The sequence below is a fragment of the Sphingomonas sp. 179-I 2A4 NHS genome (assembly GCF_045369135.1).
Lineage (GTDB): Bacteria > Pseudomonadota > Alphaproteobacteria > Sphingomonadales > Sphingomonadaceae > Sphingomonas.
In genome coordinates this window covers 398,283-417,030 of sequence record NZ_JBIQFL010000001.1, presented here as the reverse complement: position 1 = coordinate 417,030, position 18,748 = coordinate 398,283, and the positions used below count along the sequence as shown (strand labels likewise).

The window sequence follows — 18,748 nt, the reverse complement described above, 5'->3', positions numbered from 1 at the left end:
TGAAATAAAAGCGGGATCAGCCGCGACCGCGATACGAGGGGACGCCTTGGTCGGGCACCCACAGGTCGGCCGGCGGCGCGCCCGTTTGCCAGAAAACGTCGATCGGAATCCCGCCACGCGGATACCAGTAGCCGCCGATGCGCAGCCACCGCGGCGCCATTTCCGCCACCAGCCGTTCACCGATGCCCACGGTGCAATCCTCGTGAAAGGCGGCGTGGTTGCGGAAGCTACCGAGGAACAGCTTCAGCGATTTCGATTCGACGATCGTCTCGCCCGGCACGTAGTCGATCACGATGTGCGCGAAATCCGGCTGGCCGGTCACCGGGCACAGCGACGTGAACTCGGGCGTCACGAAGCGGACCAGATAGGTGCGTCCCAGGCGGGGATTAGGAACATAGTCCAGCACCGCTTCTTCCGGAGAGGTGGGCAGCGCGGAATTCTTGCCGAGGTGGAGTGTCATGCGCCGCCAGATAGGCGCGAGCGCCCGCCCGCGCCAGTTCACCGGTGCGCCGCCCTTCGACAACGCGCCGCATGAGACTAAGAAGGCGCTCATGGACGCCCTCGTTTCGACTGAATGGCTCGCCGCTCAAAGCGGCGCGCCCGATCTGCGCATCGCCGACTGCAGCTGGTTCCTCCCCACCGAGCATCGGGACGCCGCCGCGGAGTTCCGCGCCGCGCACATCCCTGGTGCGGTGTTCCTCGACCTTGCCGAGATCGTCGATGCCGCCGCCGACGTACCGATGATGCTTCCTCCGCCCGAGAAGTTCGCCAGCCGCATGGGTCGGCTAGGTCTCGGCGATGGCACGCGCATCGTCCTCTACGACAACTCGCCGCACCACACGGCCGCGCGCGGCTGGGCGATGCTGCGCAGCTTCGGGCTTACCGATGTTGCGCTGCTCGATGGCGGCTTCGCAAAGTGGCAAGCCGAAGGCCGGCCGATGGCTACGGGCGACGCGGCGCCGAAGCCGAGGCACATCACGGTACGGGATCGCGGCGCCGGCATCCGCGACCTGGCGCAGATGAAGGCAGCGCTGGCGAGCGGTAGCGAGCAGATCGTCGACGCTCGCTCCCCCAGCCGCTTCGCTGGCGCCGAGCCCGAGCCGCGCCCCGGCGTGGAACCCGGCCACATACCCGGTTCCACCAACCTCCATTACGCCCGCTTCTTTCACGCCGACGGCAGCTGGAAGCGCGGCGATGAACTGGAGGCGGTGTTCCGCGACGGCGGCATCGACCTTGATCGGCCGATGGTTGCCACGTGCGGGTCCGGCGTGACCGCTGCAGTCATCGCCTTTGCCGCGCATATGCTCGGCCGGGAGGTGCCGATCTACGACGGCAGCTGGGCCGAATGGGGCGCGGATCCCGCCACCCCGAAGGCGCGCGGCGCATGAGCAAGGATCGCGACACGGCTGACCGCACGATCGGCGATGCCACCCGCGTCGTCGCCGCCGGCCGGCGCCCGGAATGGACGCAAGGTGTGGTCAATCCGCCGGTCTGGCGTGCATCGACGCATCTCTATGGCTCGGTCGCCGAACTGCGCGCCGCTGGCGGTCGGGACACCCACCACCGCCTGTTCTACGGCCGGCGCGGGGCACCGACGCAGTGGAGCCTCGCCGATGCGCTGACCGAACTGGAGCCGGGTGCAGAGGCGACCTTCCTCTATCCCTCGGGCGTCGCCGCGATCGCTGCCGCCCTCCTCTCCGTCCTGTCACCGGGTGACGAGCTGCTGCTGGTCGATTCGGCCTATGATCCCACCCGCTCGATGGCTGATGGCCTGCTGAAACGCTTCGGCATCACGACACGCTTCTACGATCCGCTGATCGGGGCCGGCATCGCGGACATGATCGGCGAGCGGACCCGCGCGATCTTCATGGAAAGCCCCGGAAGCCTCACCTTCGAGGTGCAGGACGTGCCCGCGATCACCGCGGCGGCCAAGGCACGCGGCGTGACGGCGATCCTCGACAATACCTGGGCGACGCCGCTCCACTTCCGCGCGCTGGAGCATGGCGTCGATCTCTCGATCCTCGCCTGCACCAAATATGTCGTCGGCCATTCGGACGTGATGCTCGGCAGCGTGACAGCGGCGCCTTCGCACTGGCGCAAGCTGCGCGAGACGAGCTTCCAGCTTGGCCAGGTCGCCAGCCCCGACGACGCCTGGCTTGGCGCGCGCGGGCTTCGCACCATGGCGGTGCGCCTCGCCCAGCATCAGTCAAGCGCACTTCAGATCGCGCGCTGGCTGGAAACCCGGCCGGAGGTGGATCGCGTGCTCCACCCTGCGCTGGAGACGTGCCGAGGCCACGACCTGTTCGCCCGCGATTTCCGCGGATCGAGCGGGCTATTCTCCTTCGTTCTCTCAGGCGGGGACGAGGCGGCGCGCGCGGCGCTGATCGATGGCCTCGTCCATTTCGGAATCGGCTATTCCTGGGGCGGGTTCGAAAGCCTCGCGATCCCCGTCGATCCACAGCGTTATCGCACTGCGACCGCGCCCAGCTTCGCCGGCCCGCTGGTGCGGCTCCAGATCGGGCTCGAGGATCCGGCCGATCTCATCGCGGATCTCGAAGAAGGGCTGAAGCGCTTCGCCGCAGCCCGCGGCTAAGAACCGCATCGTTGGACAAGTCCCCGGGCCGTCGCCCGGGGCGTCATATCATATTGCCCCGCTGCCGCGGAGCGAAGGCGTCAGCGCGGCGCGTTGGCGCGGGCGTCCTGGCCATCGCCTTCGGGCGCCGCGATGATGTCCCGCGTCGTCTGCCCCTTGTCGACGACGTTGGTGTCGGGATCACCGGCGGAGGAGCGAATGCCGGCATCCACCGTATCGCCGCCCGCCGCCTGAACCACCGAGCGCTCGCCGGCGCTACGCGGGGCGCTGCCGAACAGCGCCTCCAGCGTCTGCGACTGCGCCGAGGTGGCGGACTGGACGCGCGCCGCGCCCGGGGTCGGCGGCACCAGCGCGAAATCGGGCGGGATGATCAGCGAGGGCTGGCGCGCCACCGCGAATTCGTCCGGACGGTCACGATCGAGGCCGTTGCTCGCGCACCCGGCCAGCGTCACCGCGAGGACTGCGCCCATGACGATCGACTTACGCATTCACATTCTCCGAAGCCATCTTGTCCGGCTTTGCCGCCGGCTTATCGCGGATCAGCAGCGCCCGCGCCAGCAGAATGAGCACGCCGATGGTGATCGCCGCATCCGCGACGTTGAAGACGAGGAACGGCCGCCATTCGCCGAAGTGCAGGTCGGCGAAGTCCACGACATAGCCGAACCGCACCCGGTCGACGATATTGCCGAGCGCCCCACCGAGCACCAGGCCGAGCGCCAGCTTGTCGGCCGCCTTCTCCTCGCGCCACATCCAGAAGGTGACGGCGCCGGCGATTGCCGCGGTCATCACCACCAGGCCCCAGCGCGCGAACTCACTCTCCGCGCGCAGCAGGCCAAGGCTCACGCCCATGTTCTGCACGAACCGCAGATCGAAGAACGACACGATCTCGCGCGAGGCACCCAGGAAGTTGATGCCGAGCGGCCCGGTCACCACCCATTTGATCAGCTGGTCGAGCACGAACACGACTGCCGCGGCGACGAGGCCGGCAACAGGCACGCTGCGCTTCACGCCGCCACCTCGCCAACCACCTCGGCGCAGCGGCCGCACAGGGCGCTGTCCTCGACAACTTCGGGCAGCAGGCGCCAGCAGCGCCCGCACTTGTGGTAATCGGTCCGGCTCACCGTCACCTCATCGCCCGGCGATACCTTCGCCACGATGAACGCCTCGGCCAGCGCATCGACGGACAGCGGCGTTTCGGGCACGGTCACGTTCGCCTCCAGGCTGGAACGCACGATCTTCTCGCGGCGCAGCGGCTCGATCGCCTCGGTCACGCGCTCACGAAGGCGGCGCACCTCCAGCCAGCGGGCGCTGACGTCCTCGCCCGCTTCCGCCGGCAGTTCCGGCCAGTCGAGGAAGTGAACCGAGCCATCCTCGCTCGGGAAGCGCGATTGCCACACTTCCTCGGCGGTGAAGACCAGCACCGGCGCAGCCCAGCGCACCATCGCGTGGAACAGCACGTCCAGCATGGTTCGGTACGCCCGGCGCTTCGTATCCGTCGGCGCGTCGCAATAGAGCGAATCCTTGCGGATATCGAAGAAGAACGCCGACAGATCCTCGTTGGCGAAATCGCTCAGAAGGCGGACATAGCCGTTGAAGTCGTAATCAGCGATCGCACGGCGCAGCTGCTGGTCCAGCGCATGGACCAGATGGAGCATGTACCGCTCCAGTTCCGGCCATTCCGCCACCGGCAGCTTCTCCGCCTCGTCAAACCCGTCGAGCGCGCCCAGGAGGTAGCGGAAGGTATTGCGCAGCTTGCGATACTGGTCAGCGACACCGGCCAGGATTTCCTTGCCGATGCGGTGATCCTCGGTGAAATCGACCGACAGCGCCCACAGCCGCAGGATGTCCGCGCCATAATCGCGCATCAGATCAAGCGGGTTGATCGTGTTGCCGAGGCTCTTGGACATCTTCATGCCCTTGGCATCCATCGTGAAGCCGTGCGTCAGCACCGCATCATAAGGCGCCCGCCCGCGCGTGCCGCAGCTTTCCAGCAGCGACGACTGGAACCAGCCGCGATGCTGGTCCGACCCCTCGAGGTAGAGATCCGCCGGCCATGACAATTCCGGCCAGCGCCCGCTTTCCAGCACGAAGGCATGGGTGCAGCCCGAATCGAACCACACGTCGAGAATGTCGGTAACCCGCTCGTAATCGGCCGGATCGCGTCCCTCGCCAAGGAAGCCCGCGGCGGCCTCGTCGGTCCAGGCATCGACGCCCTTCTCGCGGAAGGCGTCGACGATGCGCGCGTTCACTGCCGGATCGACCAGCAATTCGCCCGTCGCACGATGCACGAACAACGCGATCGGCACGCCCCAGGCGCGCTGCCGGCTGATCACCCAGTCGGGCCGCCCCTCGACCATCGCGCCGATGCGGTTGCGCCCCTTCTCCGGCACGAAGCGCGTGGCCGCGATCGCGGCGATGGCGCGGTTGCGGAGGGTGTCACCTGCATTCTGCGCCGGACCAGATAGACGTTTTGCTTGTTCAAGTCCGGGAGTCTCTGGACGCTCCACACCAGTGGCTGCGATCAGTTCTTCTTCATTGCCGCTAAGATACCCCACGGCAGCGGACGTGGTCAGAAGCGCCGTGATCGGGTCCCTGCCCGTATTCGGCTTAGGTTCGCCTGAGCTGGCCTTAATTGGCTTGTCGACGGCGATGAACCATTGCGGCGTGCAACGGAAGATCACCTTCGCCTTGGAACGCCAGGAATGCGGGTAGCTGTGCTTGAAATCGTCGCTCGCCGCGATCAGCGCGCCCGCTTCGCTGAGGTCGGTGCAGATCGGCCCGTCAGCGGCGACGAACTTCTTGTTGATGACGCTGCCCTGCCCGCCCAGCCACAGCCAGTCCGGGCGGTACATGCCGCCGGCATCCACCGCGAAGACCGGATCGATGCCATGCGCCTTGCACAGCTCAAAATCGTCCTCGCCATGGTCGGGCGCCATGTGGACGAGGCCAGTGCCCGCGTCGGTGGTGACGAAATCGCCCGGCAGGAACGGACGCGGTTTGGCGAAGAAGCCGCCCAGTTCATGCATCGGGTGACGCGCCACCGCGCCCGCCAGCTTCTCGCCGCTGAACGCCGCCAGCACGGTCACCGTGCCCGCCGCATCGCCGATCTTCACCACCACCGGGTGGCCGATCCGCGCGCCGAAGCTCTCCAGCAGATCGCGCGCCACCAGCAGGGTGCGCGGCCCTTCCACCATGTCGTCGAAGCGGGCGAGGACGTATTCGACCTCCGGCCCGTAGGCGAGCGCCTGGTTCACGGGGATCGTCCACGGCGTGGTGGTCCAGATCACCGCATGGGCGCCGACCAGCTCCGGCGCGTTCGGCGCCTCGGTGATCTCGAACGCAACGTCGATCTGCGTCGACACCACGTCCTCATATTCGACCTCGGCCTCGGCCAGTGCGGTCTTCTCGACCGGGCTCCACATCACCGGCTTTGCGCCGCGATACAGCTGCCCCGTCTCGGCGAACTTCATCAGCTCGGACACGATGGTCGCCTCGGCGGCGAAGTCCATCGTCAGATACGGCTTGTCCCAGTCGCCGTTGACGCCCAGCCGCTTCAGCTGCTCGCGCTGCGTATCGACCCATTTCTGGGCATAGGCGCGGCATTCGGCGCGGAATTCCGCCGGCGGCACCTCGTCCTTGTTCAGCTTCTTCTTGCGATATTCTTCCTCGACCTTCCACTCGATCGGCAGGCCGTGGCAATCCCAGCCGGGAACGTAGGGCGCGTTCTTCCCCAGCAACGTCTGGGTGCGCACCACCATGTCCTTCAGGATATGGTTCAGCGCATGGCCGATGTGCATATCGCCATTGGCATAGGGTGGGCCATCGTGAAGGATGAACTTCTCACGATCCGCACGCTGCTCACGCAGCCGCTGGTACAGGCCCAGCCGCTGCCACCGCTCCAGAATCGCAGGCTCCTTTTGCGGCAGGCCCGCCTTCATCGGGAAGTCGGTCTTCGGCAGGAAGACGGTGTCGCGCCAATCCTTCTGATCGGTCTCGCGTGCGGTGGTGTTTTCGTCGGCCATAGAAGCTCGCGCCCTTAGCGGAACCGCGGGCTTTCACAAAACCGTTCGTGCGCTTTGCCGCGCGCGACGATCACACGGTGCGCAGCAGCGCCCGGGCGCGGTCGCAATCCGCTGCCATTTGCGCCTTCAGCGCGTCGAGGCTGTCGAACTTCGCCTCCGGCCGCAGGAACTCGATCAGCGCCACCTCGATCGTCTGGCCGTAAAGATCGCCCGAGAAATCGAACAGGTACGGCTCCAGCAATTCCTTGGGCGGGTCGAAGCTTGGACGGATGCCAAGGTTCGCCGCGCCGTCATGCCAGCGCCCGTCGGGCAGCTTCACGCGCACGGCATAGATGCCATAGGCCGGCCGCAGGTAGTTGCCGAGATCGACGTTCGCCGTCGGATAGCCGATCTCGCGGCCCAGCTTGTCGCCGTGTCGCACCTCGCCCGCGATCGTGAACGGCCGCGTCAGCAGCCGCGCCGCGTCCGCCGGCCGTCCGTCGCGCAGCGCCGCGCGGATGCGGGTGGAGGAAACGATCTCGCCATCCAGCGTCACCGCGCCGACCGCATCCGCGCTGAACCCATGAACCGCGCCAAGCGCGGCCAGCGCCGCAACGTCGCCGCTGCGCCCCTTGCCGAAGGTGAAATCCTCCCCCGTCACCACCCCGCCGACGCCCAGCTGGCCGACGAGATGAGTCGTCACGAATTCCTCGGCGGAAAGCGCCGCAAGGCGCGCATCGAACTGGAACACCAGCACCGCATCGACGCCGGCATCACGCATCAATGCCGCGCGCTGCTCCAGCGTCGTCAGGCGGAACCAGGGCGCGTCGGGCGCGAAATAGCGCATCGGATGCGGGTCGAACGTCGCGACCAGCGCCGGCCGCCCCTCACGCCGCGCCCGCTCGATCGCGCGGCCGACGACTGCCTGGTGCCCGAGATGGAAGCCATCGTAATTGCCCAGCGCGACGATCCCGCCACGCAGCTCGGCGGGCAGCGTCGTGCCCGCATCCAGCCGTATCAACCCCTGCCGCTCCATCGCCGCCGGCGCATAGCGGGCTGTACGTCAGCGCACCAGTGTCACGAAGCTATAGCCCGGCCGGTCGCCATCCGCGGCATGATCCTCGCGGAAGACCTCGCGCCAGCCGGTGAAGGCGGGAACGATCGTGTCCCCATCGGGATCGGCATGAACTTCGGTCAGTTCGATCCGGTCGGCGCGATCGAGGAACAGCGCGAAGACGTCCGCCCCGCCGATCACGGCGGCATCCTCGCCGGCCAGCGCCAGCGCCGCGTCGGGCGAGTGCACCACCTCCGCCCCTTCCGCCTGCCAGGCCGCGTCACGCGTCAACACGATATGGCGGCGGCCGGGCAGCGGCGACGGAAAACTATCGAACGTCTTGCGCCCCATGATCATCGGGCGTCCGATGGTCTGCGCCTTGAACCGCTTCAGGTCAGCCGGCAGCCGCCAGGGGAGCCCTCCATCCCGACCGATCACGCCATTGCGCGCCCGCGCGAGATGGAACGTGATCGTCATCGAACGCTGCGCTCCGCGATCATGGGCGTGTTCCCCTGGCACGGCTGGGGCGCGCCCGATTGCAACAGCCAGGCTGCGAGCGTGGCGGTGGCGATGGTGATGACATAGTCCCGCATGGCATCGTCTCCCTAACGATTACGTTTGTAGTCGTCAAGGCTGAACGCCCGCTGAACTCTGCTGCACCTCCTCCGTCAGACGGCCACCGGCGCCTTGATATGCGCCTGCGCTTCATAGCCGTGAAGCACGAAATCCTCATATTCATACTGGTCGATCGCCGGCGGCTTTCGCAGGATCTCGAGCCGCGGCAGCGCGGTCGGCTCGCGGGTCAATTGAAGCCGCGCCTGCTCCAGATGGTTGGAATAAAGGTGGCAATCGCCGCCGGTCCAGATGAACTCTCCCGGCTCCAGCCCGCATTGCTGCGCCAGCATATGGGTCAGCAGGGCATAGCTGGCGATGTTGAACGGCACCCCAAGGAAGATGTCCGCGGAACGTTGGTAAAGCTGAAGCGACAGCCGTCCGTTCGCCACATGGGTCTGGAACAGGCAGTGGCACGGCGCCAGCGCCATGGCGTGGAGGTCCCCGGGGTTCCACGCGGTGACGATCTGCCGGCGCGAGGCAGGGTTGGTGCGGATGTCCTCGATCAAGCCCTTGATCTGGTCGATGTGGCGCCCGTCGGCAGTCACCCAGTCGCGCCACTGCTTGCCATAGACCGGTCCAAGGTCGCCCTTCTCGTCCGCCCACTCATCCCAGATGCTCACCTTGCGCTCCTGCAACCAACGGACATTGGTGTCGCCGCGCAGGAACCACAGAAGCTCGATGATGATCGATCGGAGGTGCAGCTTCTTGGTGGTCAACACCGGGAAGCCTTCCGCCAGGTCGAAGCGCATCTGATGGCCGAACACGCTGAGCGTTCCAGTCCCGGTGCGGTCCATCTGCCGGGCACCCGAATCGAGCACACGGGCCATGAGGTCGAGGTATTGGCGCATGAGGCGACGCTAAATCGATTGGTCCACCGCGCCAAGTGACGAGTCCGGATCGGCGGGGTTCTCTTGCCGCGGCAGGCATCGCCGCCCCACCCCCATCCCATGCACGGCATCGACCCGGTGATCCTCCCGCACCTCTTGGCGATCGCGGCCGGGAAAACCGAATCGGTCGCCTTCATCTTCCTGAACAAGGGAGGCGCGGCGCTCGGCCTGCATCACATGCCCTCCACAAGCGCCTCGCGCGTGGACGTGTCGCTGCGCACCGTCACCGCACTGGCGATGGCGCATGATTCGCAGGACGTGATGATGGCCCACAACCACCCGTCCGGCGATCCCGAGCCCTCGGCGGAGGATCTGCGCACCACGCGCCGACTGGCGGCGGCGCTCGACGCTTTAGGGATTCGGCTGGTCGACCATCTCGTGCTGGCCGCCGGTGCCAGCGTCAGCTTCCGCGCGCGCGGGCTGCTGTGACGGCTGCAGACGGCACGACTGGATTGCGCTCGGTTCCGGCCGCGCGCCGCGCGCGGTGAAGGTCGCGAAATAGCCGCCGGCTGACGGCATCGGCTGCATCGCGACGAGTTGATAGCCGACCGCGGCAAACTCGCATTTCAGCAATGCCGGCGGGGTGCCGTGATCGACGGTACTGCGGTTCGCGTCCACCACAACCACCAGCCCGCCCGGTCTCAGCGACGGGCGCATCCGCCACAGGAACTCATACGGCTGCGCAATCTCATGGTACATGTGGACCATGAAGATCCGGTCGAAGCTCGCCTCGGGCAGCTTGGGATCGGCCGGCTCGCCCAGCTTGACGCTGACATTGTCCAGCCGCTCGCGCGCGACACGTTCCGCCAGCGCGTCGCGCGTCGCGGGCATGATGTCCTGCGCCAGAACGCGGCCGTCCTCGCCCACCTTCTGCGCCAGACGGATCGTGTAATAGCCTTCGCCCGCGCCGATATCGGCGACCGTCATGCCCGGCCTGATCTTGGCGAGCACCATGACGGTGCCCGCCTCGTTCACCCGGTCACGCGCTTCCTCGTTCGACCAGCGCGACGAGACGATATGGGCGACCGGCCGGTCCGCCGCGGGGAACGGGCCGGGATCCTTCGGCTCTTTCTTGATCAGCGGCTCGCCGCCGTCACAGGCGGCAAGAAGCAGCGCGCTCGACGCGATCGCCGCGATCAGCCCCACGCGCAGGTACGGCGCACCGCGCCGGGGCATGGCTCCGCCCCGCATCCCCCCACAGCGAAGCGTCGTCCCCCGGCTCATCCTTATTCCACGTCCTCCACCTCGACAGCCTCGCCCGTCACGCGCTGCGCCAGCGCCGCGGCCATGAACTCGTCGAGATCCCCGTCAAGCACGTCGCTGGGCGAGGTGGAAGTGGCACCGGTGCGCAGGTCCTTCACCAACTGGTACGGCTGAAGCACGTACGAGCGGATCTGGTGGCCCCAGCCGATGTCGGTCTTGGTCGCGTTGACGGCGTTCGCCTCTTCCTCGCGCTTGCGCAACTCGTGCTCGTACAGGCGGGCGCGCAGCTGGTTATACGCCTCCGCCTTGTTCTTGTGCTGCGATCGCTGGTTCTGGCACGCCACGACGATGCCGGTCGGCAAGTGGGTGATGCGCACCGCCGAATCGGTCGTGTTGATGTGCTGACCGCCGGCGCCCGACGCACGATAGGTATCGATGCGCAGCTCGCTGTCGTTGATCTCGATGTCGATCGAATCGTCGATCACCGGATAGACCCAGACGCTGGAGAAGCTGGTGTGGCGGCGCGCGGAGCTGTCGTACGGGCTGATCCGCACCAGGCGGTGAACGCCGCTTTCCACCTTGGCATAGCCATAGGCGTTCTCGCCCTTGATCAGCAGCGTGGCCGATTTGATCCCCGCCTGCTCGCCGGCGTGATAGTCGATCAGCTCCACCTTCATGCCGCGCCGCTCGGCCCAGCGGGTGTACATCCGCTGCAGCATCTCGGCCCAGTCCTGGCTCTCGGTGCCGCCAGCGCCGGCGTTGATCTCGATATAGGTGTCGTTGCCGTCGGCCTCGCCGGCCAGCAGCGCCTTCACCTTGTCCTCGGTCGCCTTGCGCGCGAGCTGCGCCAGGGCCTGGGTGCCCTCCTGCGCCATCTCCTCGTCACCCTCGGCCTCTGCCATCTCGATCAGCTCGACCGTGTCGGACATTTCGCGCTGGATCGCGCGCGTCGCCGTAATCGCCTCGTCCAGCCGGCGGCGCTCGCGCATCACGTCCTGCGCCGCCTTGGGGTTCTCCCACAGCGTCGGATCCTCGACACGCGCATTCAGTTCGTCCAGCCGCCGCACGGCACGATCCCAGTCGAGGAACCGCCGCACCAAAGCCAACGCCTCGTTGATCGTGTCGACATGGGCCTGCGCTTCAGCGCGCATGGTTATTCTCCGCTTCTGGCGTCAGTCCAGCACAAGTCGGGAATCCCCTGCGGCACGAGCAACGCGTCAGTGGCGGGAGATCCCGGCCTGCGCTGGGATGACGATTTGGTTGGCGGACTTAGGGCCTCAACAACGACGACACAATGCCGCCCGTTATGGCTCTAGTAGATGCCGCCCTCGCGCTGCAGGAAGTCGCTGTCGCTTGCCTTCTTCTGCTCGCCGCTGCTCGCCTTTTCGGTCGCCGCCGGTGCCGGGCCGGTGCGGCGCGGCGCACGGCGCGCCTCGGCCTGCGGCTTGAACGCCTCCCAGATCACCGATGCCTTGGGATCGCTGTCGGTCGGGAAGGTGCCGTAGACAGGGCGCCCGCTCGCGCGGTCGATCCGCACCATGCGGATGCCGGCGGGCGCGCGGAACGGCAGCACTTCCATCCCCTCATACGCCTTCTGCGCCCATTGCTTGAAGATCGGCGCCGCGAGCGTGCCGCCCTGTGCGTAGCCCCCAAGGTTCACTGGCGAATCGTAACCGATGTAGACGCCGGCCACCATCTGCGGCGTGCCGCCGATGAACCACACGTCCTTCGGGCCCGAATTCGTGCCGGTCTTGCCGAAGATCGGGCGATCGAGGTCACGCAGCGTGGTCGCGGTCCCGCGCTGGATCACGCCCTCGGCGATGTGCACCATCTGGTAGGCGGACATGGCGTCCAGCACCTGGCGGCCACGCGTTACCGGCCGCGGCATCGGCTTGCCGTCCCATTCCGGCATGTTGCAGCGATCGCACGCGCGCCAGTTCTCCGGCCAGATCACCTGGCCGCGCCGGTTCTGCACGAAATCGATCAGCGACGGCGCATGCCAGCGGCCATGATTGGCCAACACGCCATAAGCGTTGACCATCTTCATCACGGTCGTCTCGCCGGCGCCCAGCGCATAGGAAAGGTACGGCTCGTAATCGCCGACCTCCAGCGCCTTCATCAGCTTGACGACGTTGCTCATGCCGGTGCTGGCGGCTGCCCGCACCGTCATCAGGTTGCGCGATTGCTCGACGCCCCAGCGCATCGTCCGCGGGCCCGCACCGCGCGAATTGCCGAAGTTGCGGAAGCACTTCTGCCCAAGCCGCGCGCCCTGATAGACGCAGAACGGACCGTCGACGATGATCGAGGCGGGCGTCATGCCGTGCTCCAGCGCCGCCGCATAGACGATCGGCTTGATCGTCGATCCGGGCTGGCGCATCGCCTGCGTCGCGCGATTGAACGATTGGAGCGATGCGTCGAACCCGCCCTGCATCGCCAGGATCCGCCCGCTTTGCGGCTCCTGCACCACGAACCCGCCTGAAATCTTCGGCACCGATCGCAGCGCGAAGCTGCTACCCCCGGCCGGCGCCACCGCGATGATGTCGCCTTCCTTCAGCGTGCCGAACGCCGGCGTGCCCTTGCCACGCAGCGGCATCTGCGCGGCGGAGCGCGGCAGGGTGCCTTCCGTCCCGTCCGCGAACCCGATCCGGGCCGCGCTCGCATCCCGCGAAATGACGATGGCGGCGCGCCAGTCGGCATAATCGAGTGCGATATTGGTATCGAGCAGCGCCCCCTGCCAGCGTCCGTCCGTAATCTCGACGTGCCGCAGCGGCCCCGAGAACCCACGCCCGCGGTCGTAGCGTAGCAGGCCATCACGAAGTGCCTGAGCCGCCGCTTCCTGCACGTTGCGATCGAGCGACGTGCGCACCCACAGGCCGCCGGAATAGACGCTGTACGGCCCGTCGCGCGCCGTCTCGCCGAACTTGTTGATCAGTTCGCGGCGCACTTCTTCCACGAAATAGCCGCCGACGCGCTCGAACTTGGGCGTGCGGCGCGTGATCGCGCCGATCGGTTCTGCCTGCGCCGCCAGCTTCTGCTGCGTGGTGATGAAGCCGTTCTTCTCCATTTCGCCCAACGCCCAGTTGCGCCGGTCGATCGCGCGCTGGGTGTTGCGGAACGGATCGTAGTTCGCCGGCCCCTTGGGAAGGATGGCAAGATACGCCATCTGCGCCAGATCCAGCTCGCTCAGTTCCTTGTCGAAATAGGCATGCGCCGCCGCCTCGACACCGTACGCGTTCCGGCCAAGGAAGATCTGGTTGAGGTACAGCTCCAGGATCTGCGGCTTGGTCAGCGTATCCTCGATGCGCCACGCCAGAATCGCCTCGCGCATCTTGCGGGTGGGCGAATATTCGTTTCCGATCAGCAGGTTCTTCGCCACCTGCTGGGTGATCGTCGAGCCGCCGCGCGCGCGCCGCCCGCTCCCCAGCTTCGACACATAATCGACCACTGCACCGGCAAGCCCGGGATAGTCCACGCCGTGATGCTCGAAGAAGGTCTTGTCCTCGGCCGCGAGGAAAGCGTTCACCAGCATCTTGGGATATTCGTTGAACGACAGTTCCACGCGCCGCTCGCGGGCGTAGGAATAGATCGGACCACCATCGATCGAGCGCACGTTGGTCGGCAGCGGCGGTTCGTAGGTCCGAAGCTGCTCCACCGATGGCAGATCGCGGGTCACGACGTACCAGAAGCCGCCAAAAACGACCATGCCGAGCACGGCAAGCGCCGTCAGCAGCTTCACCCAGCGCCGCCCCCAGATCGGCGCCAGCCGCTCGGCGATGCCGCCGCTCATGCGGCGCAGCCGCAGCTTGTTCGGTTCGGGAGGTGTCGACGCCATACGCGGCGCCGGTGTTTAGGGAGCAGGCGCAGGGCTGGCAACAACGCTCGGCCAAGCAGTTGCCCGCGGCGGACGCGCTGCCCCTGCCCTCATCGGGCTGCGGTCTGCGTCAACCGCCGCGCGAAGTAGACTTCCACCGCGCGCCTAACGCTCTGCGCCACACGCGTGCGCCCCTCGCGGCTGTCGAGGAAGGCGGCGTCCTGCGGATTGGAGATATAACCCGTCTCGAACAGGATCGATGGCATGTCCGGCGCCTTCAGCACCAGCAGCGATGCCATGCGGTGGAAGTTCTGCTTGGTCGGGATGAGCGGCTTCGCCTCGCGCCCCAGCAGCCGCGCGAACCCGGCGGAGGCGTTCATCGTCTCGCGCTGCGTCAGATCGATCAGGATCGAGGAGACGTCGTCGCTCTCGTCGAGGTCGACGCCGGCGATGATGTCCGACTTGTTCTCGCGCGAGGCGAGCCGGGCGGCTTCCTTGTCGGAAGCGATGTCTGACAGGGTGTAGGCCGTGGCGCCGGATGCGTCGCCCGAACCGACGCTGTCGCAATGGATCGAGATGAACAGGTCCGCCCGCAGCCGTCGCGCCACGCCAAAGCGCTCGCGGTGCAGGATGTACCGGTCATCCTCCCGCGTCAGCGCCACGCGCACGCGGCCCGACGCGAGCAGTTCGTCGCGGATCGCCTTCGCAATCTTCAGCGTCACGTCCTTTTCGCGCAGCCCCGTTTCCGGGTTGATCGCGCCCGGATCGTTGCCGCCATGCCCGGCGTCGATCACCACCAGCGGGCGGCTGTCATCGCCCTGCACCCGCGGCAGCACGCTTTTCTTCGCCGGCGGCACCGGGATCGACACCTTGTACTTCGGCCGCTTCTCGCCCCAGCCGAACGGGAGGAAGCTCAACGGCGAGGCATTGCTGGCCGCGGAGAAGTGCTGCGCATCCACCTGGCGCAGCGACAGTTCCAGCGTGCGCCCGTCGTCCTCGAACTTGCCCTTCGACACGACCATCGGCTGCGCCAGATCCAGCACCACCCGCGCGCCATCGCTGCCCCGCCAGCCCTGGCGTACCCGCGTCACATATCGCTCGCCCTGGTCGGATTGGCCCGGGCGCGCGCCGTCGATGTCCACCGCGATCCGCTGCGGCCCGTCCAGCACGAAGCTTGATGCACCGCGCACCGCTTCATCGAACCGGATCAATACTCGGCCGTCCTTGATCTCGACACGCTCGACGGTCGCGGCCCAGCTGGGCGCGGCAAGCATCATGCCGACGGCCGAGGCGAGAATGTACGACACGCGCCGATTATGCCGCGCCGGGGGGTGGCCGGTCCAGCCAAAAGCCATGAAACAAACCCTTTTACTCCGGGGCGTCCGGCTTATCTTCTGTGTGTCAAACCAGGGTTTCGGCATTCGGTTAATGCGGCATTCGGCATATTCTTGCCGCTTCGCCGGCAAGGACGTTCCGGTTGCCGAATGACGCTTGAGATGCTAGGCATCATCTTGATCGGATTGCGCGTTGCCTTGACGCGCCGCCGACCCACCGCCCGTCCGGCCGTTCGCGCCGGCGCGGCGCAACCAGGTTGACGTTCGCATGTCGCATTTCCCCGCACCGCAGATCCGACCGGCCCTCGCCGGCGGCGCGGATACGGGTTCGGTCCAGGGCGTGCTGCTCGGCCGTGCGCGGCGCACGAAGGCACAGTTCACCACCATTTGCTTTGCCGGCCACAGGGGGCCGGCAGCGCCTTTTTATCGCGTGGCCCCGCCGTTCGGCGGCGCGAGCCGCGCGCGGAGACCATATAATGACCATGCGCATGCTGATCGACGCACGCCACCGGGAAGAGACCCGCGTGGCAGTCGTCAAGGGAAACCGCATCGAGGAGTTTGATTTCGAGAGTGCCGAGCGCAAGCAGCTCAAGGGGAATATCTATCTCGCCAAGGTAACCCGGGTCGAACCGTCGCTGCAGGCGGCGTTCATCGACTACGGCGGCAACCGCCACGGCTTCCTCGCCTTCTCGGAAATTCACCCGGATTATTACCAGATCCCCAAGGAAGATCGCGAAGCCCTGCTGCGCGAAGAGGCGGAGCATGCCGCCGAGGAAGCCAAGCTGCGCGCCGAACAGGAAGCGCACGAGGACGATTCCGACGACGCCAACGAGGATGATCTCGAGCGGTTCGAGGATGACGGCGGGATGGATCCCGAAGTCGCCGAGGAGATGGAAGGCGAGGATCGCCCGACCCCTTCGGCCACCGGCATCAACGACGATCAGGTCGAGGCGCTTCGCCAGCGCCGTATGAACCTGCGCCGCCGCTACAAGATTCAGGACGTGATCCGCCGCCGCCAGGTGCTGCTGGTCCAGGTCGTGAAGGAAGAGCGTGGCAACAAGGGCGCGGCGCTGACGACCTATCTGTCGCTCGCCGGCCGCTATTGCGTGCTGATGCCCAACACGTCGCACGGCGGCGGGATCAGCCGGAAGATCAGCAATTCGTCCGATCGCAAGCGCCTGAAATCGATCATGGCCGAGCTGGAGCTGCCGCCCTCGATGGGCTGCATCGTGCGCACCGCCGGCCTCAGCCGCACCCGCACCGAGATCAAGCGCGACTTCGATTACCTCGCCCGCCTGTGGGACGGTATCCGTGAAAAGACGCTGACCAGTGCGGCCCCCGCGCTGATCTATGGCGACAGCGATCTCATCAAGCGCGCGATCCGCGACATCTACAACAAGGACATCGACGAGGTCATCGTCGAGGGCAACGACGGCTATCGCCAGGCCAAGGAATTCATGCGCCTGCTGATGCCGAGCCACGCGAAGCGGGTGAAGCATTACAGCGATCCCATTCCGCTGTTCCAGCGCTGCCATGTCGAGGATCAGCTCGCCGCCATGTACCATCCGGTGGTGCAGCTGAAGTCCGGCGGCTACCTCGTCATCAACCCGACCGAGGCGTTGGTCTCGATCGACATCAACTCCGGCCGGTCGACGCGCGAGCATAATATCGAGCAGACCGCGACCGCGACGAACCTTGAGGCGGCGCAGGAAATTGCCCGCCAATTGCGCCTGCGCGACATGGCCGGCCTCGTCGTCATCGACTTCATCGACATGGACAACAATTCCAATGTCCGGAAGGTCGAGAAGGCGATGAAGGAGGCGCTGAAGAACGATCGCGCCCGCATCCAGGTTGGCCGCATCTCCAGCTTCGGCCTGATGGAAATGAGCCGCCAGCGCCTGCGCACCGGCGTGCTCGAAGCCTCCACCCGCCCCTGCCCGCATTGCGAAGGCACCGGCCTCGTCCGCACCGCCTCGTCCGCGGGCCTCAGCGCGCTGCGCCTCATCGAGGACGAAGCCGCACGCGGCCGCGGTTCGATCCTGACGCTGCGCGCCAGCGTCGAGGCAGCGGTGTACGTGCTCAACCGTAAGCGCGCCGACATTGCCGAGATCGAGGACCGCTACGGCGTCACGGTCGAGATCCTGCCCGACGGCGAGCAGGAAGGCGCCCGCATGCTGGTCGAGGCATCGGGCCCGCCGCCCGCTTACCCGCCGAAGTTCGATCCGCCGGTCGAAGAGATCGAGGACGATATCGTCGACGAGATCGAGGAAGAAGAGGACGAAGTGGTCCTCGCCGGCGAGGAAGAGGATGAGGCGCGCAGCGACGAGCCCCGGTCTGAGGAGCATCGCGAGGGCGGCCGTCGCCGCCGCCGCCGGCGTGGCCGTCGCGGTCGCAGCGATGCGGACGCAACGCCCGCCTCGAACGCCGATCTCAGCGAGCCGGAGGACGCGGAGTCGATCGACAGCGAGTCCGATCAGGACGAAGCGGCCGAGGAAACCGTCGCCGCTGCCGAAGGTGAGAGCGAAGCCGAAGGCGGCCGTCGTCGCCGCAATCGTCGCGGACGGCGCAACCGTCGCCGTGATGGCAACGGCGATGAGGCCGGCCAGGCAGAAGTCGCGACCGACGCCGCTGACACCGCCGCGGCAGAGCCGGTCGTAGGGGTCGCTGCCGAGCCGGCCCCGGCCGAGACCGCCCTGGTCGAGGTTGCCGAGGCCGCACCGGCGGAAGCGCCCGCGCCCAAGACGCGTCGTCGCCCCCGCGCCAAGGTTGCGGCAGAGGCAGCACCGGCTGCCGACGCGCCCGTGACCGAACCGGTCGCCGCTCCTGCCGCGATCGAGACGCCCGGCATCGAGGCGATCGCACCGGCTGCGGAGGAAGCACCGGCCAAGCCGAAGCGCACCCGTCGCAAGAAGGCCGATACCGCGGAAGCCGCACCGGCTCCCGCCGAGCCAGCGGCAGAGGCGGAAGCACCGGCCAAGCCCAAGCGCACCCGCCGCAAGAAGGCGGACGCACCGGCAGCCGAGGCAGCCGCAGTGGTCGCGAATGACGCGGCCGAGCCGGCGGCTGCGCCTGAGCCCGAAGCCGAGCCCGCGGCTGAAACCACCGAAGCATCGTCGGGCGAAGCGCCCCGGCGCGGCTGGTGGCAGCGGACGTTCGGCTGATCGATGAACCTGCGCCGGGCTTCAGCGGCAGTTAAGCCCACTGCCTGCTTGGTCCGGCGCATGGTTTTCAACGACTTGATCCCGGCCAG

General features: G+C 67.1%; 15 protein-coding genes. 4 read left to right on the top strand and 11 right to left on the bottom strand.

The window, feature by feature from the left end; translation table 11 throughout:
* Positions 1-16: 16 nt before the first annotated feature.
* Entirely contained in the window at positions 17-460 is a 444-nt protein-coding gene (queF, locus tag ACH0CP_RS01860) for a preQ(1) synthase (protein WP_294442271.1), read from the bottom strand.
* A 91-nt stretch (positions 461-551) separates the two neighbouring features.
* On the opposite strand from queF, the gene ACH0CP_RS01855 reads away from it, so the two are divergent.
* Both ACH0CP_RS01855 and metC read left to right on the top strand, forming a co-directional pair.
* Positions 552-1,388, top strand: coding sequence for a sulfurtransferase (locus tag ACH0CP_RS01855; RefSeq protein ID WP_294442226.1), 837 nt, complete (start codon positions 552-554; stop codon positions 1,386-1,388).
* Positions 1,385-2,593: a cystathionine beta-lyase gene (gene metC, locus ACH0CP_RS01850; RefSeq protein WP_406875385.1), complete on the top strand. Its 1,209-nt coding sequence runs from the start codon at positions 1,385-1,387 to the stop codon at positions 2,591-2,593. The genes ACH0CP_RS01855 and metC overlap by 4 nt, the downstream gene beginning before the upstream one ends.
* An 80-nt stretch (positions 2,594-2,673) precedes the next feature.
* Here metC and ACH0CP_RS01845 read toward each other — a convergent pair whose 3' ends face one another.
* The 6 genes from ACH0CP_RS01845 to ACH0CP_RS01820 form a co-directional block, all read right to left on the bottom strand.
* On the bottom strand, positions 2,674-3,081 hold the full coding sequence (locus tag ACH0CP_RS01845) for a DUF3035 domain-containing protein (RefSeq protein WP_294442228.1): 408 nt from the start codon (positions 3,079-3,081) through the stop codon (positions 2,674-2,676).
* Entirely contained in the window at positions 3,074-3,601 is a 528-nt protein-coding gene (lspA, locus tag ACH0CP_RS01840) for a signal peptidase II (protein ID WP_294442229.1), read from the bottom strand. The genes ACH0CP_RS01845 and lspA overlap by 8 nt, the downstream gene beginning before the upstream one ends.
* The gene (locus ACH0CP_RS01835) at positions 3,598-6,615 is read right to left on the bottom strand and encodes an isoleucine--tRNA ligase (protein WP_406875386.1); all 3,018 of its coding nucleotides are present in this window, start codon (positions 6,613-6,615) and stop codon (positions 3,598-3,600) included. The genes lspA and ACH0CP_RS01835 overlap by 4 nt, the downstream gene beginning before the upstream one ends.
* Before the next feature lie 70 nt (positions 6,616-6,685).
* Positions 6,686-7,615, bottom strand: a complete 930-nt coding sequence (locus ACH0CP_RS01830) for a bifunctional riboflavin kinase/FAD synthetase (protein WP_294442231.1) — start codon at positions 7,613-7,615, stop codon at positions 6,686-6,688.
* 42 nt (positions 7,616-7,657) lie between these two features.
* Positions 7,658-8,125 (bottom strand): dihydrofolate reductase, encoded by a 468-nt coding sequence (locus tag ACH0CP_RS01825; protein ID WP_294442232.1) that lies wholly within the window; start codon positions 8,123-8,125, stop codon positions 7,658-7,660.
* 191 nt (positions 8,126-8,316) lie between these two features.
* A complete protein-coding gene (locus ACH0CP_RS01820) occupies positions 8,317-9,111 on the bottom strand; it encodes a thymidylate synthase (RefSeq protein ID WP_294442233.1) in 795 nt (264 codons plus the stop codon).
* Positions 9,112-9,210: 99 nt separating this feature from the next.
* Here ACH0CP_RS01820 and ACH0CP_RS01815 point away from each other — a divergent pair, with 99 nt between their 5' ends.
* On the top strand, positions 9,211-9,579 hold the full coding sequence (locus tag ACH0CP_RS01815) for a JAB domain-containing protein (protein WP_294442234.1): 369 nt from the start codon (positions 9,211-9,213) through the stop codon (positions 9,577-9,579).
* On the opposite strand, the gene ACH0CP_RS01810 is transcribed toward ACH0CP_RS01815, so the two are convergent.
* The 4 genes from ACH0CP_RS01810 to ACH0CP_RS01795 form a co-directional block, all read right to left on the bottom strand.
* The gene (locus ACH0CP_RS01810) at positions 9,502-10,326 is read right to left on the bottom strand and encodes a class I SAM-dependent methyltransferase (RefSeq protein ID WP_406888473.1); all 825 of its coding nucleotides are present in this window, start codon (positions 10,324-10,326) and stop codon (positions 9,502-9,504) included. The two genes, ACH0CP_RS01815 and ACH0CP_RS01810, sit on opposite strands and share 78 nt — an antisense overlap.
* A gap of 50 nt (positions 10,327-10,376) precedes the next feature.
* The gene (gene prfB / locus ACH0CP_RS01805) at positions 10,377-11,504 is read right to left on the bottom strand and encodes a peptide chain release factor 2 (protein ID WP_294442237.1); all 1,128 of its coding nucleotides are present in this window, start codon (positions 11,502-11,504) and stop codon (positions 10,377-10,379) included.
* Positions 11,505-11,665: 161 nt separating this feature from the next.
* The gene (locus ACH0CP_RS01800) at positions 11,666-14,185 is read right to left on the bottom strand and encodes a penicillin-binding protein 1A (protein WP_294442238.1); all 2,520 of its coding nucleotides are present in this window, start codon (positions 14,183-14,185) and stop codon (positions 11,666-11,668) included.
* Between the two features lie 89 nt (positions 14,186-14,274).
* Positions 14,275-15,519 carry an N-acetylmuramoyl-L-alanine amidase gene (locus tag ACH0CP_RS01795; protein ID WP_294442239.1) on the bottom strand — a complete coding sequence of 415 codons (1,245 nt, stop codon included), beginning with the start codon at positions 15,517-15,519 and terminating at the stop codon, positions 14,275-14,277.
* Between the two features lie 455 nt (positions 15,520-15,974).
* On the opposite strand from ACH0CP_RS01795, the gene ACH0CP_RS01790 reads away from it, so the two are divergent.
* Positions 15,975-18,659, top strand: a complete 2,685-nt coding sequence (locus tag ACH0CP_RS01790; protein ID WP_294442240.1) for a ribonuclease E/G — start codon at positions 15,975-15,977, stop codon at positions 18,657-18,659.
* Positions 18,660-18,748 lie beyond the last annotated feature (89 nt).